The organism is Photorhabdus luminescens subsp. luminescens (genome assembly GCF_001083805.1).
Lineage (GTDB): Bacteria > Pseudomonadota > Gammaproteobacteria > Enterobacterales > Enterobacteriaceae > Photorhabdus > Photorhabdus luminescens.
The window spans coordinates 697,030-716,408 of the sequence record NZ_JXSK01000002.1 but is presented as its reverse complement, the minus strand read 5'-3'; the positions used below and the strand labels follow the sequence as shown (position 1 = coordinate 716,408).

Annotated in this window: 15 protein-coding genes, 1 tRNA gene and 1 pseudogene; 12 read left to right on the top strand and 5 right to left on the bottom strand. The window is 45.6% G+C overall.

All coding sequences use genetic code 11. From position 1 onward, the window contains the following. Nucleotides 1-66 precede the first annotated feature (66 nt). The 8 genes and pseudogenes from TI10_RS08095 to TI10_RS08065 all read left to right on the top strand — a co-directional run bounded on the left by TI10_RS08095 (nucleotide 67) and on the right by TI10_RS08065 (nucleotide 8,656). Nucleotides 67-2,037, top strand: coding sequence for an ArdC-like ssDNA-binding domain-containing protein (locus TI10_RS08095; protein WP_049582788.1), 1,971 nt, complete (start codon nucleotides 67-69; stop codon nucleotides 2,035-2,037). 99 nt (nucleotides 2,038-2,136) lie between these two features. After that, nucleotides 2,137-3,048, top strand: a complete 912-nt coding sequence (locus tag TI10_RS08090; protein ID WP_049582787.1) for a hypothetical protein — start codon at nucleotides 2,137-2,139, stop codon at nucleotides 3,046-3,048. A 65-nt stretch (nucleotides 3,049-3,113) separates the two neighbouring features. Continuing rightward, nucleotides 3,114-3,446: a DUF3085 domain-containing protein gene (locus TI10_RS08085; RefSeq protein WP_049582786.1), complete on the top strand. Its 333-nt coding sequence runs from the start codon at nucleotides 3,114-3,116 to the stop codon at nucleotides 3,444-3,446. Nucleotides 3,447-3,534: 88 nt separating this feature from the next. Further along, nucleotides 3,535-3,723, top strand: a complete 189-nt coding sequence (locus tag TI10_RS23580) for a hypothetical protein (protein ID WP_074524944.1) — start codon at nucleotides 3,535-3,537, stop codon at nucleotides 3,721-3,723. Between the two features lie 129 nt (nucleotides 3,724-3,852). Next, the gene (locus TI10_RS08080) at nucleotides 3,853-4,773 is read left to right on the top strand and encodes a DUF1281 domain-containing protein (RefSeq protein ID WP_049582785.1); all 921 of its coding nucleotides are present in this window, start codon (nucleotides 3,853-3,855) and stop codon (nucleotides 4,771-4,773) included. Between the two features lie 149 nt (nucleotides 4,774-4,922). Continuing rightward, nucleotides 4,923-5,645, top strand: a complete 723-nt coding sequence (locus tag TI10_RS08075; RefSeq protein WP_049582784.1) for an N-6 DNA methylase — start codon at nucleotides 4,923-4,925, stop codon at nucleotides 5,643-5,645. Between the two features lie 395 nt (nucleotides 5,646-6,040). Continuing rightward, nucleotides 6,041-7,561, top strand: coding sequence for a conjugal transfer nickase/helicase domain-containing protein (locus TI10_RS08070; protein ID WP_049582783.1), 1,521 nt, complete (start codon nucleotides 6,041-6,043; stop codon nucleotides 7,559-7,561). A 94-nt stretch (nucleotides 7,562-7,655) separates the two neighbouring features. Continuing rightward, nucleotides 7,656-8,656 (top strand): annotated as a pseudogene (locus TI10_RS08065) (tyrosine-type recombinase/integrase). Between the two features lie 386 nt (nucleotides 8,657-9,042). Here TI10_RS08065 and TI10_RS08060 read toward each other — a convergent pair. The 5 genes from TI10_RS08060 to aspA all read right to left on the bottom strand — a co-directional run bounded on the left by TI10_RS08060 (nucleotide 9,043) and on the right by aspA (nucleotide 14,615). Continuing rightward, nucleotides 9,043-9,118 (bottom strand) — tRNA-Phe (locus tag TI10_RS08060). A 128-nt stretch (nucleotides 9,119-9,246) separates the two neighbouring features. Continuing rightward, the gene (gene dicD, locus TI10_RS08055) at nucleotides 9,247-9,819 is read right to left on the bottom strand and encodes a division control transcriptional repressor DicD (protein WP_049582782.1); all 573 of its coding nucleotides are present in this window, start codon (nucleotides 9,817-9,819) and stop codon (nucleotides 9,247-9,249) included. Nucleotides 9,820-9,836: 17 nt separating this feature from the next. Next, a complete protein-coding gene (locus TI10_RS08050; protein ID WP_049582781.1) occupies nucleotides 9,837-11,564 on the bottom strand; it encodes a protein-disulfide reductase DsbD in 1,728 nt (575 codons plus the stop codon). Between the two features lie 184 nt (nucleotides 11,565-11,748). Then, nucleotides 11,749-13,050 carry an anaerobic C4-dicarboxylate transporter gene (locus TI10_RS08045; RefSeq protein ID WP_049582780.1) on the bottom strand — a complete coding sequence of 434 codons (1,302 nt, stop codon included), beginning with the start codon at nucleotides 13,048-13,050 and terminating at the stop codon, nucleotides 11,749-11,751. A 140-nt stretch (nucleotides 13,051-13,190) separates the two neighbouring features. Beyond that, the gene (gene aspA, locus TI10_RS08040; RefSeq protein WP_049582779.1) at nucleotides 13,191-14,615 is read right to left on the bottom strand and encodes an aspartate ammonia-lyase; all 1,425 of its coding nucleotides are present in this window, start codon (nucleotides 14,613-14,615) and stop codon (nucleotides 13,191-13,193) included. A gap of 376 nt (nucleotides 14,616-14,991) precedes the next feature. Here aspA and TI10_RS08035 point away from each other — a divergent pair, with 376 nt between their 5' ends. From TI10_RS08035 to TI10_RS08020, 4 genes are all read left to right on the top strand, one after another. Next, complete coding sequence (locus tag TI10_RS08035) at nucleotides 14,992-15,480, top strand: FxsA family protein (RefSeq protein ID WP_049582778.1); 489 nt, start codon at nucleotides 14,992-14,994, stop codon at nucleotides 15,478-15,480. A 195-nt stretch (nucleotides 15,481-15,675) separates the two neighbouring features. After that, nucleotides 15,676-15,969, top strand: coding sequence for a co-chaperone GroES (locus TI10_RS08030; RefSeq protein ID WP_049582777.1), 294 nt, complete (start codon nucleotides 15,676-15,678; stop codon nucleotides 15,967-15,969). 49 nt (nucleotides 15,970-16,018) lie between these two features. Further along, a complete protein-coding gene (gene groL, locus TI10_RS08025) occupies nucleotides 16,019-17,665 on the top strand; it encodes a chaperonin GroEL (protein WP_049582776.1) in 1,647 nt (548 codons plus the stop codon). 688 nt (nucleotides 17,666-18,353) lie between these two features. Beyond that, nucleotides 18,354-19,241 carry a LysR family transcriptional regulator gene (locus TI10_RS08020; RefSeq protein ID WP_244161541.1) on the top strand — a complete coding sequence of 296 codons (888 nt, stop codon included), beginning with the start codon at nucleotides 18,354-18,356 and terminating at the stop codon, nucleotides 19,239-19,241. Nucleotides 19,242-19,379: the final 138 nt, after the last annotated feature.

Here is a 19,379-nt window from a genome sequence, read left to right as displayed (position 1 = left end):
TTATCTCCAGGGGAGAGACGACTCCCTGTGGAATGGTCTCTTCCTTAATTTTAGACAGGAAAGATGATGACCCTTTCTTACCTACCGGACGATATCTGCCGGTTAATAACCCGACGTCTTACAGACAGAATGGAAAGTGGAGGGGCGCTCTGGCAGCAGCCTTGGCAAGCGGCCAGTGAGTACGGTTTGCCGCAGCATGCACTGACCGGACAACCGTTTAGCGGTATCAATGTGCTGTTGCTTTGGCAAACTATGTTGCAGCGGCAGCTGATATCTAATCGCTGGTTAACCGGTGATGATTTAAGAGCGTTAGGCGGATGTGTGGTCAAAGGTGAAAAACCGACAACCATCGTCCGTTACCGGCCTTCAATGTCGCTGATGCGTGTGATTAATCTGGAACAATGTGAAGGACTGCCGGCAGAACTCCAACCAGGTTGCCCTTTACCCCCCCGTCCGGCTCCCGGTTTTGCCGCTGTTCAGCAACTGGTGACGGCCAGTGGGATCCCGGTGGTTCATCGGTCAGGCATTGTGCCCGTTTACTGGTCGTTGCATGACCGTATTGAACTGCCTGGCTGTCAGGACTATGCCGAAAGTACACAATACTGGCATGATTTATTGCATCAACTGGTTCATGCCTCTGGCCATCCGTCCCGGTTAAACCGTTTTGGCCTGACAGCCCGAAGTGAGTGGGATAAAAGTCGGGAACAATGGGTGACAGCACTAGGCGCCGCGTTTTTGGCTGCATTGACGGGTGTCCGGGGTAACCTGGTATATCCTGATAATACGATACTCTGGGAACACGCTTTGGGCTCAGATCCGTGGTGGTTATTTCAGGTTGCTAATGATGCCCGCCGTGCAATGGATTATTTGCAAGACCGGCGACAGCAGTTACCAAGCCAGGTGGAATTGTGGCAGCAGATGGCTACCGTATTACTCAGTGAGCACTATGGTCTGCCGCTGAATGACACCATGCTGGAATATGATGAGGTGGTTCAGCGCCATATTGATGAGGGTATCACACCGCTGATGGCTGTCAGTGCTTTAGCCCGAATATATCACTGGGAACGGCGTGACCAGCCAGAAGGCAGGTTGTTTCCGGAAGAATTGGGGCAGGCCAGTGAGGCATTGGCGTTATTTTCCAGCCAGCCATCGTGTCTGAACTATTCTCGGATCCCGGCGACAGAACCGGCTGATACCTGTGAACCGGACAGATTATCACAATCTGAACGGTTGCTGTTACCGCCGGTGGCGTCTGACCGTAGCCGTGAAGATGAAGATAATGATCCGTCTGACGATAATGTTGTGGAACTGCCGTTGGCGGCCACTTACCGGGAACCGAATCCACATAAACAGGCTTTTATCAGACTGTTTAACCAGATTGCGCCGCATGAAAATCGCTGGCAGGTGTTCTGTGATTTTGTGCATATGGCAGCTTGTTCACTGTACAACGCGTTGTTGCAAAATGATGAATTTGAAGCGGACTATATGCAGCGGGTTAAACGTTATTCCCGTGAAGATGCATTCCGGCTGAGTCGTTTGCTGAGTGAAGTTATTATGGGGCTGGAGTATGAAGCCGGTGATTTTCTGGGCGCTGTTTTCATGGCGCTGGAATTAGGTAATGACCAGGTTGGCCAGTATTTTACGCCGTTTCCGGTTAGTCATATGATGGCCAAATTACAGCTTGCTGACGGTTTGCCAATGCTGGAATCCGGTGAGCGTGAATATATCACGGTGTCTGACCCGGCTTGCGGTGCTGGCGGAATGATTATTGCGATGTATCAGACCATGCTGGAAGCGGGGTTTAATCCTCAGCAACAGATGTTGGCGTTTTGTCTCGATATTGACCCGGTTGCTGCGATGATGACTTATATCCAACTGTCGTTGCTGGGTGTCCCGGCCGTGGTCACGGTGGGCAATTCACTCACTAATGTCATGTCTCAGAAAATGGTGACGCCAATGTACCATTTAGGATTCTGGCAATTTAAACGTCAGCGTCAGGAAGCTGAAGATGAAATAGCGATGCGCAAGGCCGGCTGACACACATCTTTCATTCAGGTCACCATTGGGTGGCATCACATTAACCCGATAGGGGATATCCCCTACAGGGGGAACCCCGTCAATTACGAGATTTCCCTTATGTCTTTATTACGTTTTTATATCCGGCATCAATTCGTAGAACGAATGGGGCTGGCGCTGGATGACGACGCTATTTTCTGTCTGTTTAATGAAAGCCAGAGAGACTACGTCGATACCCATATAAAGTTTACCAAAGAGTTACTTTTGCCTGTCATGACTCATCTTTTGGACAGCTTGTCTGAGGATCCGGCAAACCGGGCTAGATGCAGAAATAGTGAACGTATCCTGACGTTATGGATACGGGGGATGGATGCGATATCTCATGTTTATCAGGATCCGTTGCTGATGCCTTATACCCATCCGGAAAGCAATGGTCGTGTGGATACCCTTATCCGGCCGGATACAGCCGTGTTACTGAATCTAACGGCAGAGGAATTTTTGCGTCTGACGGCGCAGGATAATCTACCGGAAGATGAACAAATTGGGCTGGAACAGTTCAGCAAAACACAAAAGTACTGGACACGTTTTATGGACTATTTGGATAAGCAGTTGACAGAAACGTGTCTGTATTGTTTTGAACGTCTGGGCCAATTTCTTCGTCACTTACAGGTTGAACCCCGTTTGATAAGGCGTTTTTCCTTCTCTGTCGGTTACATCGATGTCTTCATGGGGCCACAGGATTTACACAATATTGACGCAGAGGAATTTGAGTCATGGTATCTCGAAGACTATATCGATGAGGTCTCTGATGGACTCATGACGCCAGTCCAGTTCCAGGTTGATGTGGTATACAAAAATGGTTGTGTAATAGAGAGTTTTCGATCAGATGTAGACATTGAAAATGTTAATAACCCGACACTCAAGGATTATCGGGATGTGGTGGATGAGGCAATCACATGGGTAGATGAGCAGTTTGTGCTGAAAACCCGTTCAGTGAGCCTGTCTTCGCCAGTACAGAGGCTGGCGGCATAACTAAACTTTAACCCATTGGGGGACATGTTCCCTCAATGGGAACGTTTCTCCTCAGGAGAATGATGATGTTACTTTTTAAGGCTAAAGATCTGAAACCTGTGTTGCAGGAAGCGATAGCCCATCAGTGTGACGTGTTGCTGGTCAAGGATCAGGGCATTTATATCATGTCTGATATCGGTTCGATGCAAAACGGCAAATATCTTGTCGCTTATGCTTGCGGTTATCATCCGGAGAAGGACGAAGGCTGGTATGAACGTGCCCGGGAGGAATCGGGCGGCGATGATTTTGCGGAAAAGCTGGGTTTCTCCATATCTACACTCAACCGGTTACTGAATGACAAATGTGATCTGAAGGTGGCGCTGACAGCCACACAAATTATCACACAATTTTACCCCTGATTGCCGGGCTGCCGGCAGTTGTTTTCACCCTGACGGGCGTTATTTCCCCTCAGGGGATAATGCCCGTTTTTATTTCGGAGCATTATTGATGAAAAAGATTCATACCAAAACTTACCTAAAAATCGTTCGTAAGCATAAAACTGCCCGTCGCCACGGCAGGCGTTTCCGGCCTGATTTGTACCGGGTGATGACGGGCAGGGTTATCGCGGCGTTTGGAAAGAGAAGGCGCTCTGATGTGCAGGCCACAAAATTGTGGAGACCGGCTGTCCGGTTATAAATAACTTGAATGGGTCTGTCTGAAAGCCGGATAGCCTTTTTTCACATTTCTGAACTTATCACTTGCCTGTGGGGGCATTGCCTTCACAAGGTGTGCCCTTTTTCAGGTAAAAAAAGAGGATGTTTTACTATGTCGAAGTGGTACGCCAATCGTTTGAATATCACTGGCCAACCTGACCAACTGGATGCCCTGCGACAATGGGGATTGGGAGACAAAATTCCCTATTACGGGCAGGCGATCCATCAAAGTATTAAGCTGTTTGTCGCGGGCTGTGCTGGTCTTCTGCAACCGACTGAAACAATAGATTACCCACTTTATCCAGCGCTGGTAGCGAGTGGAGTGGGTGAAATGTCACCGGAAAATTGGGCATTTGAGCAATGGCTGGCCTTGTTAAAAGAGAATGTTGCGCTTGATGAAGTCACCAGCCAACAGATTGACAGGCTATACCAACAAAGTGGTCTGGCCGAGCGAAAATGGGAGACGTTGCTCCCGACAGCGCAGAAAACCATCATGGCTTTATTTAACCAAAAGTCCTGTGACTGGTTCGGTTTGGTTGATTGGAGCGGAGAACGTGACACGGAAATGCAGTGGTCTCATCTTGATGATCGGCTGACAGAGACGGTGCCTTGTGACTTGTTTCTGCTGATACCGACCCATCTTGCGAGTGAAATCAATGGATTTTGCGGCGGATTGTTAAGGGATCACGAGACAACTCATGAATTGTATTTCCGATTGTACGATATGGTGCGGCCGCGAGGTTATGAAATAGCCTGGAAGCACAATGATGATGGCAGTTTAACCGGGAGTTTTGATGCAGCGCCTTGGGAGCCGTGGTATGAAAAAATCATGGTTCCTTTATCCAGACAATATCACTGCCATATCACCCATTATTTTGAGGATGTCTGTGGCTTTTGTGGTTACGACAAATACCGGAATGGGCAGTGGGAAGAAGGTAGAGTTGATGAGCTGGAGTTTGGTGAGGAAGACGGTATCCGTAAGGTGATAGGGCCAGCCTACATTCTCGGTAATATTTCACATGACGGCTGTTAGTGCGCTGACAGTGTTATCCCGTAGGGAAATTCCCTGGGGTGAATTGACATAAAAAAGTTCAGGTTTGCCTGAGTGTCTGATAACGCTACTGCCGGCGGATATTACGCCGGCGATTTACCCACAAGGGGGAATATATCCCTTAGTGGGACATGTTCCCCGTTTTCCAGGAGCATGTTTTGTCTGTCTTGATTGATCATAAAAAAGCGTTTATTACCTTGTTTAATGAAACTGCCCGTTATTATTATCGTAACCGAGTATTCGATGATTTTGTACAATGTGCGGCAATTAGTCTGCATAATGCAGTTTGCCCGGACAGTAAGCTGGAGCAAGGATATCTGCAAATCATCAAACACTATAAGCCGGAGGATGTTAGCCGGTTTTCTCAACTGCTTGAACATGTCATGATGGGATTGGAATTTGAACCCCATGATTTTCTTGGCGGTGTTTTTATGCAATTGAATCTGGGCAACAAACATCTGAAGCAATTCTTTACTCCCTGGCCCATTAGCTTGGTCATGGCGAAAATGCAGTTGAGTGACGTCGAGCAACGCTTAACGAAGCAGCCCTTTTTCACCTTATATGAGCCAGCTTGTGGTGCGGGTTGTATGGTTATTGCGGCAGCGGAAGTGTTGAAAATGTCAGGTTATAATCCTGCTCAGCATATGTGGGTATCCTGTGTGGATATTGATGTCGTGGCGGCTTCGATGGCCTATATCCAGCTTTCTCTATTGGGGATACCTGGGGAGGTGGTGATAGGTGATGCCCTGACGAATGAACGTCATCGGGTCATGTATACTCCGGTACATTGGCTGGGAAACTGGCATTGTCGTCTCAGGAAAAATCGTCAGCAGTATGAGGTTCAAACGGTTTGAGACACTTGATTAAGCAAATTCCGGCTCTTGGGCCGGAGTTTTTATCCAACAGGACGGAGGTGCAAAATAAACCGACTGAGGTTATTGGGTTCATCCCTGACGTGTTTTAGTCTGAATCGATAGTGCTTCCCAGATGCACTGGGCGCATTCTATTTCCCTCTTTAATCCTTTCTTGCATGATCCCTCATTGAATAAAGTTCTTGCCTTTTGTACTTATCGTAGCGGATTCAACGAAATAACTGGATACATGCTTCGTTTACCCGTGACTGAATTGGACACGTTTGAATCATTGCGTGCTGTTTTCATCGATTAATTTTTATTCCCGGAAAAAGAGTTTTGCCTTGTCCCTGTCAGAGGATGTATTAGGGTTTTAGAAAAAATAGGGGAGATTAATCGTGTTGAAAAAAATTAAAGTCCTGCTGGCAGGAGCATCCACAGGAAAAAAGCCACTTCCACAATCCGCCGCCATCCCACAAACGGTCAAAGCAGGCTACTTTTTGCCGTCTGAGTCCAGGCTATTGCTGGATACTTCCCGGCGACGACAGTATTTACAGTGTCTGTGGGACAATAGCGCATTATCCAAAACACTCTATCAGACGCTGTGGCTGGCCCCATTACATGAGTGTGTGGCATTGATGCAACAACTTCCGGCGGCACCGCAGGGACCTTATGCTCGTTTGGGCGGATTAATTGATGTGACGTTGCAATGTACTGCATTTGCCGTACGTCTGGCGAAAGGGCAGATGTTACCGCCGGGTGTGGCGCCTGAGACGCAGGCAGCACAAAGTGTGATATGGAACACGGTGGTGTTTTACGCTGCGTTATTTCATTTTTTGCCTGTTTTGGCAAAGTTTGAGGGCGAACTGGATGAAGGCCAACCCTGGTACCCTGGGCTGGCTGTGCCGCAGGGGTCGTATCGTTTCCGGTTCAAAACTCCCCCAGTGGCGATGAGGGTTGCCTGTCATTTTGGGGTGTTACTTGCCGGGCGATTGCTGCCGGCTAAGGCATTGACCTGGCTGGCGTCGGTACCTGATGCCTTGCCTTCGCTGTTTTGTATTCTATCCGGTGAGATGAAGAAAGATAACGCAATAAATCAGATAATGACAGAAGCTTTGAATAAAGCCGGTGCACCGACAATATCAGAAATATTATCTGTCACAGCTGCATCATCGCAAATTATTGTTTCAGGAAATCCCGATGTTTCTGCTACGCCTTTATCAACCGCAATGGAAAGTGTTCTGCCCTCTCAGATACGGCAAGAAGATAACACGATGGCTAAAATTGTTTCATCAGCCGTGAAGCCTGTTGATGAGCTCCCCTTTACTGCTATGACAGTCACGCCGGAGAAGGGGATGCAGTCGGACGGAAGCACGCAACAGTTACTGTCATTGATGGGGATGAATGTTGCTACTACAGTGACAGAACAAGTTATGGTGAATGAAGCGGAAATCGCACCGCCATACACGTCAATGTCTTCACAACACGCTGTTCAGACAACATGGCAGAATCATGAAAATGCTATTGAGACATCCTGTATTGGAGAGCAGTTCTGGGACTGGTTGTCCGTTGGCTTAATGCAGGGGGTGATGAACATGAATACGCCGAAAGCCCGGATACATTTGGTTGGCGGCTTTGTGTTTGTGAGTGCGCCGGCTATTTTCTTTCAGTTTCTTAGTGAGAAAAAACAGGCGGATGGCAAAGAGGTTAGCCAAAAATGGAAGCGGGTACAAACCGCATTTGAGCGGCTGGGACGACATCGAGTAAGTCGTGGAAAGTGTTTTTGTTGTTGTCATCTTTATGATTCTGCTGATCGGATTGGCTCTTATCAACGTGTTCATGGCTACTTAATCAAAAGTACTTTGCTTTACCGTGGTAGTCCTGTACCCGAGGATAGCCCTTTTCTAATGATTTCCTGAGAAAGTATCTTTAATAACAATGTGTTATAATAACCATGCGTTATTTTTCGCGCCCCGCAATGGGTTTTTAAATTGATGAAGTGAGGAAGTAGAGATGGACAGTATGACCTGGGATAACCTGCTGGATGAATATTTTTTTGCCAAAATCTTGCGACCGGCTACTGAGTCGAGTTATCGCAAGGTGGTGAATACATTCCAGGTGTTTGCAGGTGCCGACAATCGGCCTGCTCAGGTAACCCGACAGCAGGTCCTGGCGTGGCGCAGATATGTGTTGCATCAGCGCGGACTGAAAGGCGTGACCTGGAACGTAAGATTGCGCATATGCGGTCAGTGTTTAATTTGGCGATAGAAGAAAAAATACTGCCCCAAACGGAAAACCCATTTATTGGTGTAGAGGTTAATGAGAACAAAAATAAAAAGAAAACATTGACCAAAAAACAACTGACAACCTTGTATCTCACGATGGGGCAATTTGAAGAGCGGGAACGACGGACAGGGGATAATCATCGTGCCCGCTGTGCATTATATCCGACCTGGTACTGGCTGACGGTATTGGATACGTTGCGTTATACCGGGATGCGGCAAAATCAGTTATTACATATCCGGCTCGGGGATATTGACCTGGATGAGCGCCGGATTATTCTTTGCTCTGAGGGGAGTAAGAACCATTATGAACACCAGGTGCCGGTGGTGAAATGGTTGTATCCGCGGCTGGAGATTTTGCTGGAACGTGCGCAAGCCGCTGGGGCAAAATCCAGTGATCCCCTGTTCTGTGTGAACTATTTTACCGCCAAAACAGACAGAGGAAATGAAACTGATCAATTACAGACGATAAAGTCATTCTTTCGTCGTTTGTCAAAGGAGTGTGGATTTGATGTGGGCCCCCACCGTTTCCGGCATACTTTGGCAACTGAACTGATGAAAGCGCCTGATCGTAATTTGCAAATGGTGCGCGGATTACTGGGGCATCGCAGTATTACGACTACGATGGAATATATTGATATCAATCTGGATATTGCCGGGCGCGCGCTGGAGCGTGAGTTGATGCTGTATATTGATGTTGAGCCAGAAAGAGGCGAAATGTTAATCGGATAAAACAGAATATTCTCGCTGTTGTCTGAATTTGCCTTTTTCTACATAAATAATTCCCTGTTGCAAGATGGGGAATTTTTTTGAACTGATGCAGTCTCCCAGAATTAACCTTCTTCTAACCAATCAGGAAATCTGAAGAACCGATATACAACATCGTGTTAATTAATTCGTTGATTTTGGTTTGGATGGCTTGACAGTTACAATGGAACTTGTAAATATTGCGCTCAAACGAAAAAGGAACATCTGATTTCTCAGATATCCTGAATTTAGAACCCCTTTAATTAACATCGAAATATTGCATGATTGAATAATACTACGCGATGCACTTTTAGGTTCCGATATCGAACGCCCGTTCAGTCTTCTCATCTCTCAACCAACGCTCTTTGATATGGTGCCCGGAGGCGGAATCGAACCACCGACACGAGGATTTTCAATCCTCTGCTCTACCGACTGAGCTATCCGGGCAACGGGGCGCATTAAACCGTATTCAGCCTAAGTCGTCAATGCCTTTCTGATAAAAAATGATAAAAGCGGATTGTTTGCTTTCTTTTTGCCCGGAATTTGTGTGGTTGTTCATCTTAGGCTGATTTTTGTTAACTTAACGCGCCATTTTTGCGGCATAAAGCAATAGCTAAAACATCTTCTGCCAGTAGTTTTGCCGTCGCGATATCATCAATATTCCGTTTGATCAGTAGCTTACTTAAGCAACCTTCCAGAATCAGCTCCATCTGTTTGGCAACGAGTTCGCAATCTTCAATATCCAGTTGATGTAATAGCTCGGTGGTGTAGCGGGAGGAACTCTGTTTTTGTAATTCAGCTAATTGATGAATAGGGTGGTCAGATTCAGGGAATTCGCTACAGGCCGCGATGAACAGGCAGCCTGGATAGCGTTTCTCTTTTACTTTTTCATCAAGGGCTGCATAACGGGCCAGTAGCTTCTGTTCTGGAGTCAGATTTTCATCCAGTAATATCTGTCGTTGCCAGACTTCAATCTGTTGGCCGTGATAACGTAGGCAGTCATAAAGCAGCGCTTCCCGATCGGGCCAGAACTGCTTGAGATATTCGATATCCATGTTGAGCGAGCCAAAAAGTATCTCAGTGGTGATGGATAAGCCATGTTGCTCTAGTAAGTTTAAGGCATGACTAAGGACTTGTTCTCGTTGCACGGTGTTCTCCTTCAAGATCATTTTGGCAGATGCTGCAAATGCTCGTTAAAGCGGGCTGCATTCATAAAACCATTCACCCGTGAATCGGGGATCTCTTTTCCTTGAGAATCAAAAAACAGAATAGTCGGTAATCCCCGAACGCTAAGTTTTTCTAGAAGTTGTTTCTGTTGCGGGCTGTTATTTGTGACATTGGCCTGTAATAGTAAGGTATCCCGCAGTTGTAACTGAACTTGTGGATCGCTGAAAGTATATTTTTCAAATTCTTTACAAGCGGTACACCAGTCAGCATAGAAATCAAGCATAACGGTTTTATGGCTGTTTTGTGTCATTATATCTTCTAACTCCTGCCAGTTATTTATCTGGCGGAAGTTGAGGCTGTGCTGCGACTGTTGGGTAACTGTTGTACCCCAAAACCAATCTTGCAACGGACGGGTAGCTATCAGCATCAGAATTAACAATATCAGTTGTATGACTCGTACCCAACCGTTTTGGCTTCTAATTGTCAGAGCAAATCCCCATCCCAAGAAACTGACTACCAGCAGGCTCCATAACCGTATTCCCCAGGTATCACCGATAACTCTTTCCAGCAGGAAAACGGGTAGCGCGAGGATAATGAAGCCAAAAGCTTCTTTAACATATTGCATCCAAGGTCCACTGCGTGGCAGGAGTTTATGACCAAATAGGGTGACGGCAATGAGCGGTAATCCCATTCCCAAAGCGTAAAGATAAAGGGTTAGGCCACCTGACACGGTATTACCACTTTGAGCGATGTAGAGCAGAATCGCGCTTAACGGCGCGGTAGTACAAGGAGAGCAAATTAATCCCGCTAACGCGCCCATAGCGAATACACCGAAAAGCGAGCCGCTTTTTTGCTGGTTACTCCAGTTGACTAAGCGCGTCTGAACAGAGGAAGGCAGTTGCAGAGAATAGAGGCCGAACATCGATAGTGCTAGCAGAATAAACAATACTGATAAGCCGATCAGTACATATGGATGTTGCAGTGCGGCCTGAAATTGTAGACCCGCAGCCGCGACAATCAACCCAAGTAGCGTGTAGGTGAGCGCCATGCCTTGAACATAGCTTAACGCCAACCAAAATATCTGTTTTAGGCTCTTAGGGCGTTGGCCGCCAAGAATAATGCCGGAAATCAATGGATACATCGGTAGTACACAAGGTGTAAAGGCGATACCGATGCCAATCAAGATTGCCCAGAGTGGTGAGAAAGGTAAATGTTGTTGATCATTTGATGCGCTTTCTGGTGCTTTCTGGGCAGGTTGATTAGGTGTTGCGTCAGTTGTTTTTGATGGAATAACTGCACTTAATGGAACAAGGCGGGTTTCAGGTGGATAGCAATATCCTGCGGCGGCACAGCCTTGGTAAGTGACAACGATATTAGAATTGTTGTTTGCCTCTGTAACAGGAACATTGACGATGAGTTGTTGGAAATAAACTTCAGTTTCACCAAAGAACTCATCTCGATGAGCTGTACCTTGCGGCAACGTAATTTTACCCAGTATGGCCTGTTGCGGCTCAATATGAAGTTGTTTGCGATAAAGGTAATAACCCGGTTTGATCTGCCAGTTTAACGTCAATTTGTCGCCTTTTTGCTGAAAATCAAACATGAATGCCTGATCTACTGGCAAATATGGATTTTGCCCCGGTTGTTCAAACAGCGCGTTCGCTGCCATTGGGGTAAAGAGGATGCTGCAAAGCAGCAAAAATAGCATCAGAGTACGTTTAATCATAAAGATAATGATAGCTAATTGAATGGAACAGATTCAGCACTATAACCGAAGGTTGCCAGACCAGAAAGTGTTCTGGTTAAGATTGAAACAGTTATCGAAGGTTTTCAGAGAAAATATATCATTTTGGGGAGGGTATACAGGGGCGATATACACCCCTGTATTAAGCGGCTATTGGTAGGCAGAATTAGAGGATCATACTGCCGAATAGGAAGCCGAAAGCAACAGCCAGAGCAACTCCAATGGTGCCGGGGATAAAGAATGGATGGTTAAATACGAAACGGCCGATACGGGTAGTGCCGGTGTCATCCATCTGAACGGCGGCAACCAAGGTTGGATAAGTAGGCAGAATAAACAACCCAGAAACCGCAGAAAAAGAGGCAATGGCGGTCAATGGTGTGACATTCAGAGCCAAAGCCATCGGCATCAATGCTTTTGCGGTTGCCGCCTGAGAATAGAGTAGGGCGGAACAGAAGAAGAAAATAATCGCTAGCAGCCAAGGTTGAGAGTGGATTAAGTCTCCAGCGGTGCCTTTAATCCAATCCATGTTTGCCTGTACAAAAGTATCTCCTAGCCATGCAACACCCAGAATACAGATACATGCGCTCATACCTGCTTTAAAGGTACTGGAGTTCAGGATGGCGTCAGTATCAACTGAACAGAACATGGTGGTGATAGTTGCAACACTCAACATAATGATCAGAATAGCGTGAGTAGTGTTCATCAGGGGTTCTGCAATCAGGCCGATGCTTGGGCTGTTGACGATAGCGTAAATAACAACACTGATAACACCCGACAGGAATAACAGAACAGAAGCTTTAGCCCTTGATTTGATCTCAATCTGTTTGCTGCCACGCAGAGTTACCAGGTTTTCTTCCAGACGTTTCAGATAAACGGGGTCATCAGATAGTTTGGAATTGAATGCCCAGGAGATGATGAAAGACATCAGAACGATAGCGGCGAAAGTGGATGGTAATAGCACCATCAACAGATGGATATAGCTGACGCCGTGGACTTCCATCAGAGAGGACATATAGACGACCGCCGCGGAAATGGGTGAGGCGGTGATGCCAATTTGGGCCGCTACAACCGCCGTGGAAAGCGGACGACATGGCTTAATGCCTTGTTCTTTCGCAACTTCAGTAATCACAGGCAGTGCTGACAGAGAGATGTTGCCCGTACCTGCAAACAATGTCAGGAAATAGGTAACGATAGGTGCGAGTATCGTGATGTATTTTGGATTTTTACGCAGCAGTTTTTCAGTTTGCTGAACCAAGTAATCCAGACCGCCGGCAACCTGCATTGCAGAGATAGCGGCGATAACGGCCATAATGATGGAAATAACATCGAATGGGATATGCCCTGGTTTAACGCCAATTACAGCCAGCACCAGAACGCCGAGACCACCGGCAAATCCAATGCCAATTCCCCCTAATCTTGCACCCAGGAAGATGGCCAGCAGAACGATAATCAATTCTACGGCTAACATAATAGTGACTCCTTGAAATAATTAAAAATTTGAAAATTTTAGGTTAATACTTTGTGCATGTAGGGAAGTAAAAAGGCACGCTATCCAGTTGGAGTCGCGTGCCTTATTGCTAAGAGCTATTTTTTATTATATTCAACAACTTAATCGTCAAAGCGTTTTGCCTTATAAGATGGACATTTTAGGTTCTCTACAGAGAAGATGTCATCCAGTTCAGTTTCGGTCAGTAGGCCTCGTTCCAGCACGACTTCACGAACACTCTTACCAGTTTCGGCACAAATCTTACCAACGATATCACCATTGTGGTGACCGATGAACGGGTTCAAATATGTGACGATACCGATCGAGTTGAATACGAAGTTTTCGCAAACTTCCTTGTTAGCCGTGATGCCATTAACGCATTTTTCTACCAGGTTGCAGCAAGCGTTGCTTAGCAGAGAGATAGATTCAAACATAGCCTGACCGATAGCAGGTTCCATTACATTGAGCTGTAACTGGCCTGCTTCGGATGCCATAGTAACACAAATATCGTTACCAATAACTTTGAAGCAGACCTGATTCACAACTTCTGGAATAACCGGGTTCACTTTTGCCGGCATAATAGAAGAGCCTGCCTGTAATTCTGGTAGATTGATTTCATTCAGGCCAGCGCGAGGGCCAGAAGAAAGCAAACGCAGGTCGTTGCAGATCTTAGACAGTTTGACAGCCAGGCGCTTCAGAGCGCCGTGGACCATAACATAAGCTCCACAGTCAGAGGTTGCTTCAATCAGATCTTCGGCTGGTATGCAAGGCAGACCTGAAACTTCAGCCAGTTTTTCAACCGCCAATTTCTGATAACCTGGCGCGGTATTCAAACCGGTCCCGATAGCAGTAGCGCCAAGGTTAACTTCCAGCAGTAATTCAGCCGTGCGGTTTAGGTTTTTAACTTCTTCTTTCAGCAGGATAGAGAATGCGTTGAATTCCTGCCCTAGAGTCATAGGAACCGCATCCTGTAACTGGGTACGACCCATTTTTAGGATCTCGCTGAATTCTCTAGCTTTTTTATCGAAGCCCGCAATTAACAGCTCAATAGACTCGATCAGTTTCAGGATGGAGTTATAAACTGCGATACGGAAACCAGTTGGATAAGCGTCGTTAGTTGACTGGCTTTTATTCAGATGGTCATTGGGATTCAGGTACTCATATTCGCCTTTTTTATGACCTAACAGTTCCAGACCAATATTTGCCAGAACCTCGTTGGTATTCATGTTGAGTGAAGTACCGGCGCCGCCCTGAAACACATCGACTGGAAACTGATCCATGCATTTGCCGTTATAGAGCACTTCGTCACATGCTTTGATGATGATGTCTGCAATTTTCTTAGGAATAGTTTGCAGTTCTTTGTTAGCTAAGGCTGCGGCTTTTTTTACCATCACCATGCCACGGATAAATTCGGGTACATCATTAATGGTGTTGTTACTGATGTGGAAGTTTTCAATCGCACGTAAGGTGTGAATACCGTAATAGGCTTCAGCAGGGACTTCTCGTTTACCTAACAGGTCTTCTTCGATACGAATGTTGTTTGACATGAGAACCTTCTTATTAGATGACGTTTTTACTGTCTAATTATGCGTTTATTCAATTATTATGTTGCCAACAGCAATAGTTATGATATGAACTCTTCATCACCAGATTGCCCGCGTGATCATATGCTGGTTAGCAATAAATGCATTGAATCTGGATCACTTTATAGTGGTATTTGTTTAGTCTGATTTGATATATGTGATATTTATCACAATTGCGTGTCTAATTAGCAAAATTTTCAGCGGATTGAAAACGATAACTGTGACCCCAATTATATCTTTAATAAATTAAAAAGCGTTAATTTGGTTGTTCCTTGGATTTTGTTGATATGATTTATTCAGGATACAACCTGTTCATCCAAATCAATTGAAGGAGCACCAAGTGCGTTGGTTGCCATTTATCCTGATATTTTTGCTTGTCTACATCGAGTCAACTTTATTTGTGCGTGTTGCCTCTGAACTAGGCGTGCTGTTTACTCTGTTACTGGTGTTGTTTACTTCTTGTGTCGGTATCTCTTTGGTTCGCAGTCAGGGCATAAAGAATTTTCTCCAGATCCAGCAGAGATTGGTTAACGGTGAGAGTCCGGCAGCAGAAATGATAAAAAGCGTTTCCCTTTTACTGGCGGGTTTCCTGTTACTCGTTCCCGGCTTTTTTACGGATTTCCTTGGATTATTGTTGCTACTGCCGCCGGTTCAGAAAAAATTAGTAATGAAACTGATGCCGCATATCAATTTCTATCGTCCTCATAATAGCGGTGGGTTTAGACGGGATAGCAATACTTTCGAGGGTGAATACGAGCGTAAGCAGGATGATCCCTCCCGTTCGTTGAGAGAACATAAGCCCGATGATGACGAGCATAAGCCTCATTAATAAGCGGTTATTTTCTAAATGTTTGGTTTAACTATAGGTTTTTTTCTGTAGGCAAGAAAAGTAAAATATTTTTTTGCCTGCCCTTGAAGTATCATAAATAAGTCCCCATTTAATTTATTATGATACTAGTTTAATGAAAGCATACTGGTATCAATCCTCTTACCTGATATGGACTTTCTTATAGGAGAGCTATCAATGAATATTCGTCCATTGCATGATCGTGTAATCGTCAAGCGTAAAGAAGTTGAATCAAAATCTGCTGGCGGTATTGTGCTGACTGGCACTGCTGCGAGTAAATCCACTCGTGGCGAAGTTCTGGCTGTGGGCAATGGCCGCATCCTTGAAAACGGTGATGTGAAAGCACTGTGTGTGAAAGTTGGAGATATCGTTATTTTTAACGATGGTTACGGTGTTAAGTCAGAGAAGATCGACAACGAAGAAGTGTTGATCATGTCTGAAAGCGACATTCTGGCAATTGTTGAAGCGTAATTATTGCGCTTAGATCTTCTTAACTGAACGAATTTAAAGGAAAGAAACAATGGCAGCTAAAGACGTAAAATTTGGTAGCGACGCTCGCGTTAAGATGCTACGTGGTGTGAATATTCTTGCTGATGCAGTAAAAGTAACCCTAGGCCCTAAAGGCCGTAACGTTGTGCTGGATAAATCTTTCGGCGCTCCTGCAATCACTAAAGACGGTGTTTCCGTCGCTCGTGAAATTGAACTGGAAGACAAGTTCGAAAACATGGGTGCTCAGATGGTGAAAGAAGTTGCCTCTAAAGCGAATGATGCTGCGGGCGACGGCACAACGACAGCAACTGTATTGGCTCAGTCTATTGTTACTGAAGGTCTGAAAGCCGTAGCCGCTGGCATGAACCCAATGGATCTGAAACGCGGTATTGATAAAGCCGTGGTTGCAGCAGTGGCGGAACTGAAAAAGTTGTCCGTACCTTGCTCAGATTCCACCTCTATTGCTCAGGTAGGTACTATCTCCGCGAATTCCGACGAAACTGTGGGTAAATTGATCGCAGAAGCGATGGATAAAGTCGGTAAAGAAGGTGTAATCACCGTTGAAGAAGGTACAGGCCTGGAAGACGAGCTGGATGTCGTTGAAGGTATGCAGTTCGACCGTGGTTACCTCTCTCCTTATTTCATCAACAAACCAGAAAACGGTTCTGTTGAATTAGAAAACCCATATATTCTTCTGGTAGATAAAAAAATCTCCAACATCCGTGAACTGTTGCCAGTTCTGGAAGGTGTCGCTAAAGCAAGCAAGCCTTTGCTGATTGTTGCTGAAGATGTTGAAGGCGAAGCACTGGCTACTTTGGTTGTTAACACCATGCGTGGCATCGTCAAAGTGGCTGCGGTTAAAGCGCCTGGCTTCGGTGACCGCCGTAAAGCTATGCTGCAAGATATCGCTGTCTTGACTAACGGTAATGTTATTTCTGAAGAGATTGGCCTGGAGTTGGAAAAAGCAACTCTGGAAGATCTGGGTCAGGCAAAACGTATCGTTATCAACAAAGATACCACCACTATCATTGATGGCGTTGGTGAAGAAGATGCAATTGCCGGACGTGTTGCTCAGATCAATCAGCAGATCAAAGAGTCTACTTCTGATTATGACCGTGAAAAACTGCAAGAGCGCGTAGCTAAACTGGCTGGCGGTGTTGCTGTTATTAAAGTTGGCGCTGCAACAGAAGTTGAGATGAAAGAAAAACGCGCTCGCGTTGATGATGCTCTGCATGCAACTCGCGCAGCAGTGGAAGAAGGCGTGGTAGCTGGTGGTGGCGTTGCGCTGGTTCGCGTTGCAGCGGCTATTGCTGGTCTGAAAGGCGATAACGAAGATCAAAACGTAGGTATCCGTGTTGCAATGCGCGCGATGGAAGCTCCTCTGCGTCAGATCGTTGACAACTCAGGTGAAGAGCCATCTGTTATCGCAAACAGCGTGAAAGCAGGTGAAGGCAACTACGGTTATAACGCAACTACCGAACAGTATGGCGATATGATCGCAATGGGTATTTTGGATCCAACCAAAGTAACCCGTTCTGCTCTGCAATTTGCAGCATCTATCGCCGGCCTGATGATCACTACTGAATGTATGATCACTGATCTGCCTAAAGACGATAAAGCTGATTTAGGCGCAGCAGGTGGTATGGGCGGCATGGGCGGTATGGGCGGCATGATGTAATAGTCGCGTAGGTCGCTAGCCTGGTGGATTACGTCCAAAAGTGGGTACTAACTAAAGTTGTACTCATTACCTTCCCGCCGAAATAGCATTTGATAAAATCCAATATTCGGGCTGAGGTTTAAGTCCGGATATTGGTCTCCGTTTTATTAAGTGATCGGTTTATTGGGATAGCTAGAGTGTTTTCCCGTCAATTCTATTTTTGCTGACGTTCCGATGAACGACACAAGAGCCTTCTTGCTATAGAGTTTATTCTCTCCTCATTTCTCTCTCTGTCAGCGTTATCCAGCGTGTCATGTTCGTGATTGAAAGTTTGTGCAACACAGGCTTTGCCCTGTGTGAAGCTATGACTTTATAAAGTGACTGACCCCATTATCAGCTTAAAAAGCGACTTGATGTTCCATTATCTTGTTCGTTAACAGCGTCAATCCCAATAGCAATAAGTAAAATATTTATTTAAATTCCAGATAGGAGTTAACAACATTCGATCATGCTGATCCCGTAGACATTGGCCATATAACACGCAATGAGTTAAGTAATAAAAGCAATTTGGCATAGGACAAATTCTTAAGGAAAAAAATATTTCCTTAAGTTTTAGAAAAAATGAGCTTATTAGACTAAAATTCATTTATTCATAGGATTTTGGAAAATAATTCAAATATCTATGCACAAATTTAATCGATCTACAGAAATGGCTGTATTCGTTCAGGTAATTGAATCGGAAGGTCTCTCAGCCGCGGCTCGCAAGCTCGACATGACTCCATCAGCCGTTAGTAAACTTATTAATCGACTGGAAATGCGGCTTGGTGTACGGCTGTTGAATAGAACAACACGCAAACTTCAGTTAACGGCTGAGGGTTCTGTTTTCTATGAGCGTAGTGTCAGGATTTTGGAGGACATCATAGCCGCAGAACAAGAAGCAAATCAGGGAACCGCGCCACGTGGACGGATACGTGTGAATTGTCATGTTGCGTTTGGAAAGCATTGCTTGATGCCTTTACTACCGGACTTCCTGCAACGCTACCCGGAGATCACACTCGACATTTCATTATGTGATTTGGTAGCGGATTTACTTGATGATCGTAGCGATGTGGCAATTCGTATTGGCCCTCCTGTGGACGACTCATGTCTCATAGTGCGCCGGTTGGGGTCAAGTCGAATGGTTGTGGTAGGATCTCCTTCATACCTTGAAAGAGTGGGGATGCCCGCTACGCCTGGCGACTTGGGGCGTTACAATCGACTTGGTTTTGGTTTCACCCGCCATGCGAAAGCTTGGCCTTTCATCGGTTCGGAAGAGTGGGTGCAACAATTGCCTTCAGGGAACTTGTTACTTGGTGATGGAGAAACCATGTGTAAAGCTGCGCTAGCAGGGCTTGGTTTAGCTCGACTGGCCCGTTTCCATGTGAATGCTGATATTCAGGCTGGTTTGTTGCTACCTGTACTTGAGAACTATAATCCTGGCGATAAAGAAGAAATATATGCCGTTTTTGTCGGCACAGGCAGACAACCTCCATCACGAGTACGAGTATTTCTCGACTATCTAACAGAGTACATCCATATTGGCGATGGATGGCAATAACCATAAAATTGATACCACGAGAACATTTGATCGAGTGTTATTGTGGTGTCAATGAAATATCTGTATCCAAATTAAATCCATGTTAAAAAAGCATAATTATTTATACATAATAAAATCCACATGAATATAATAGCTAAA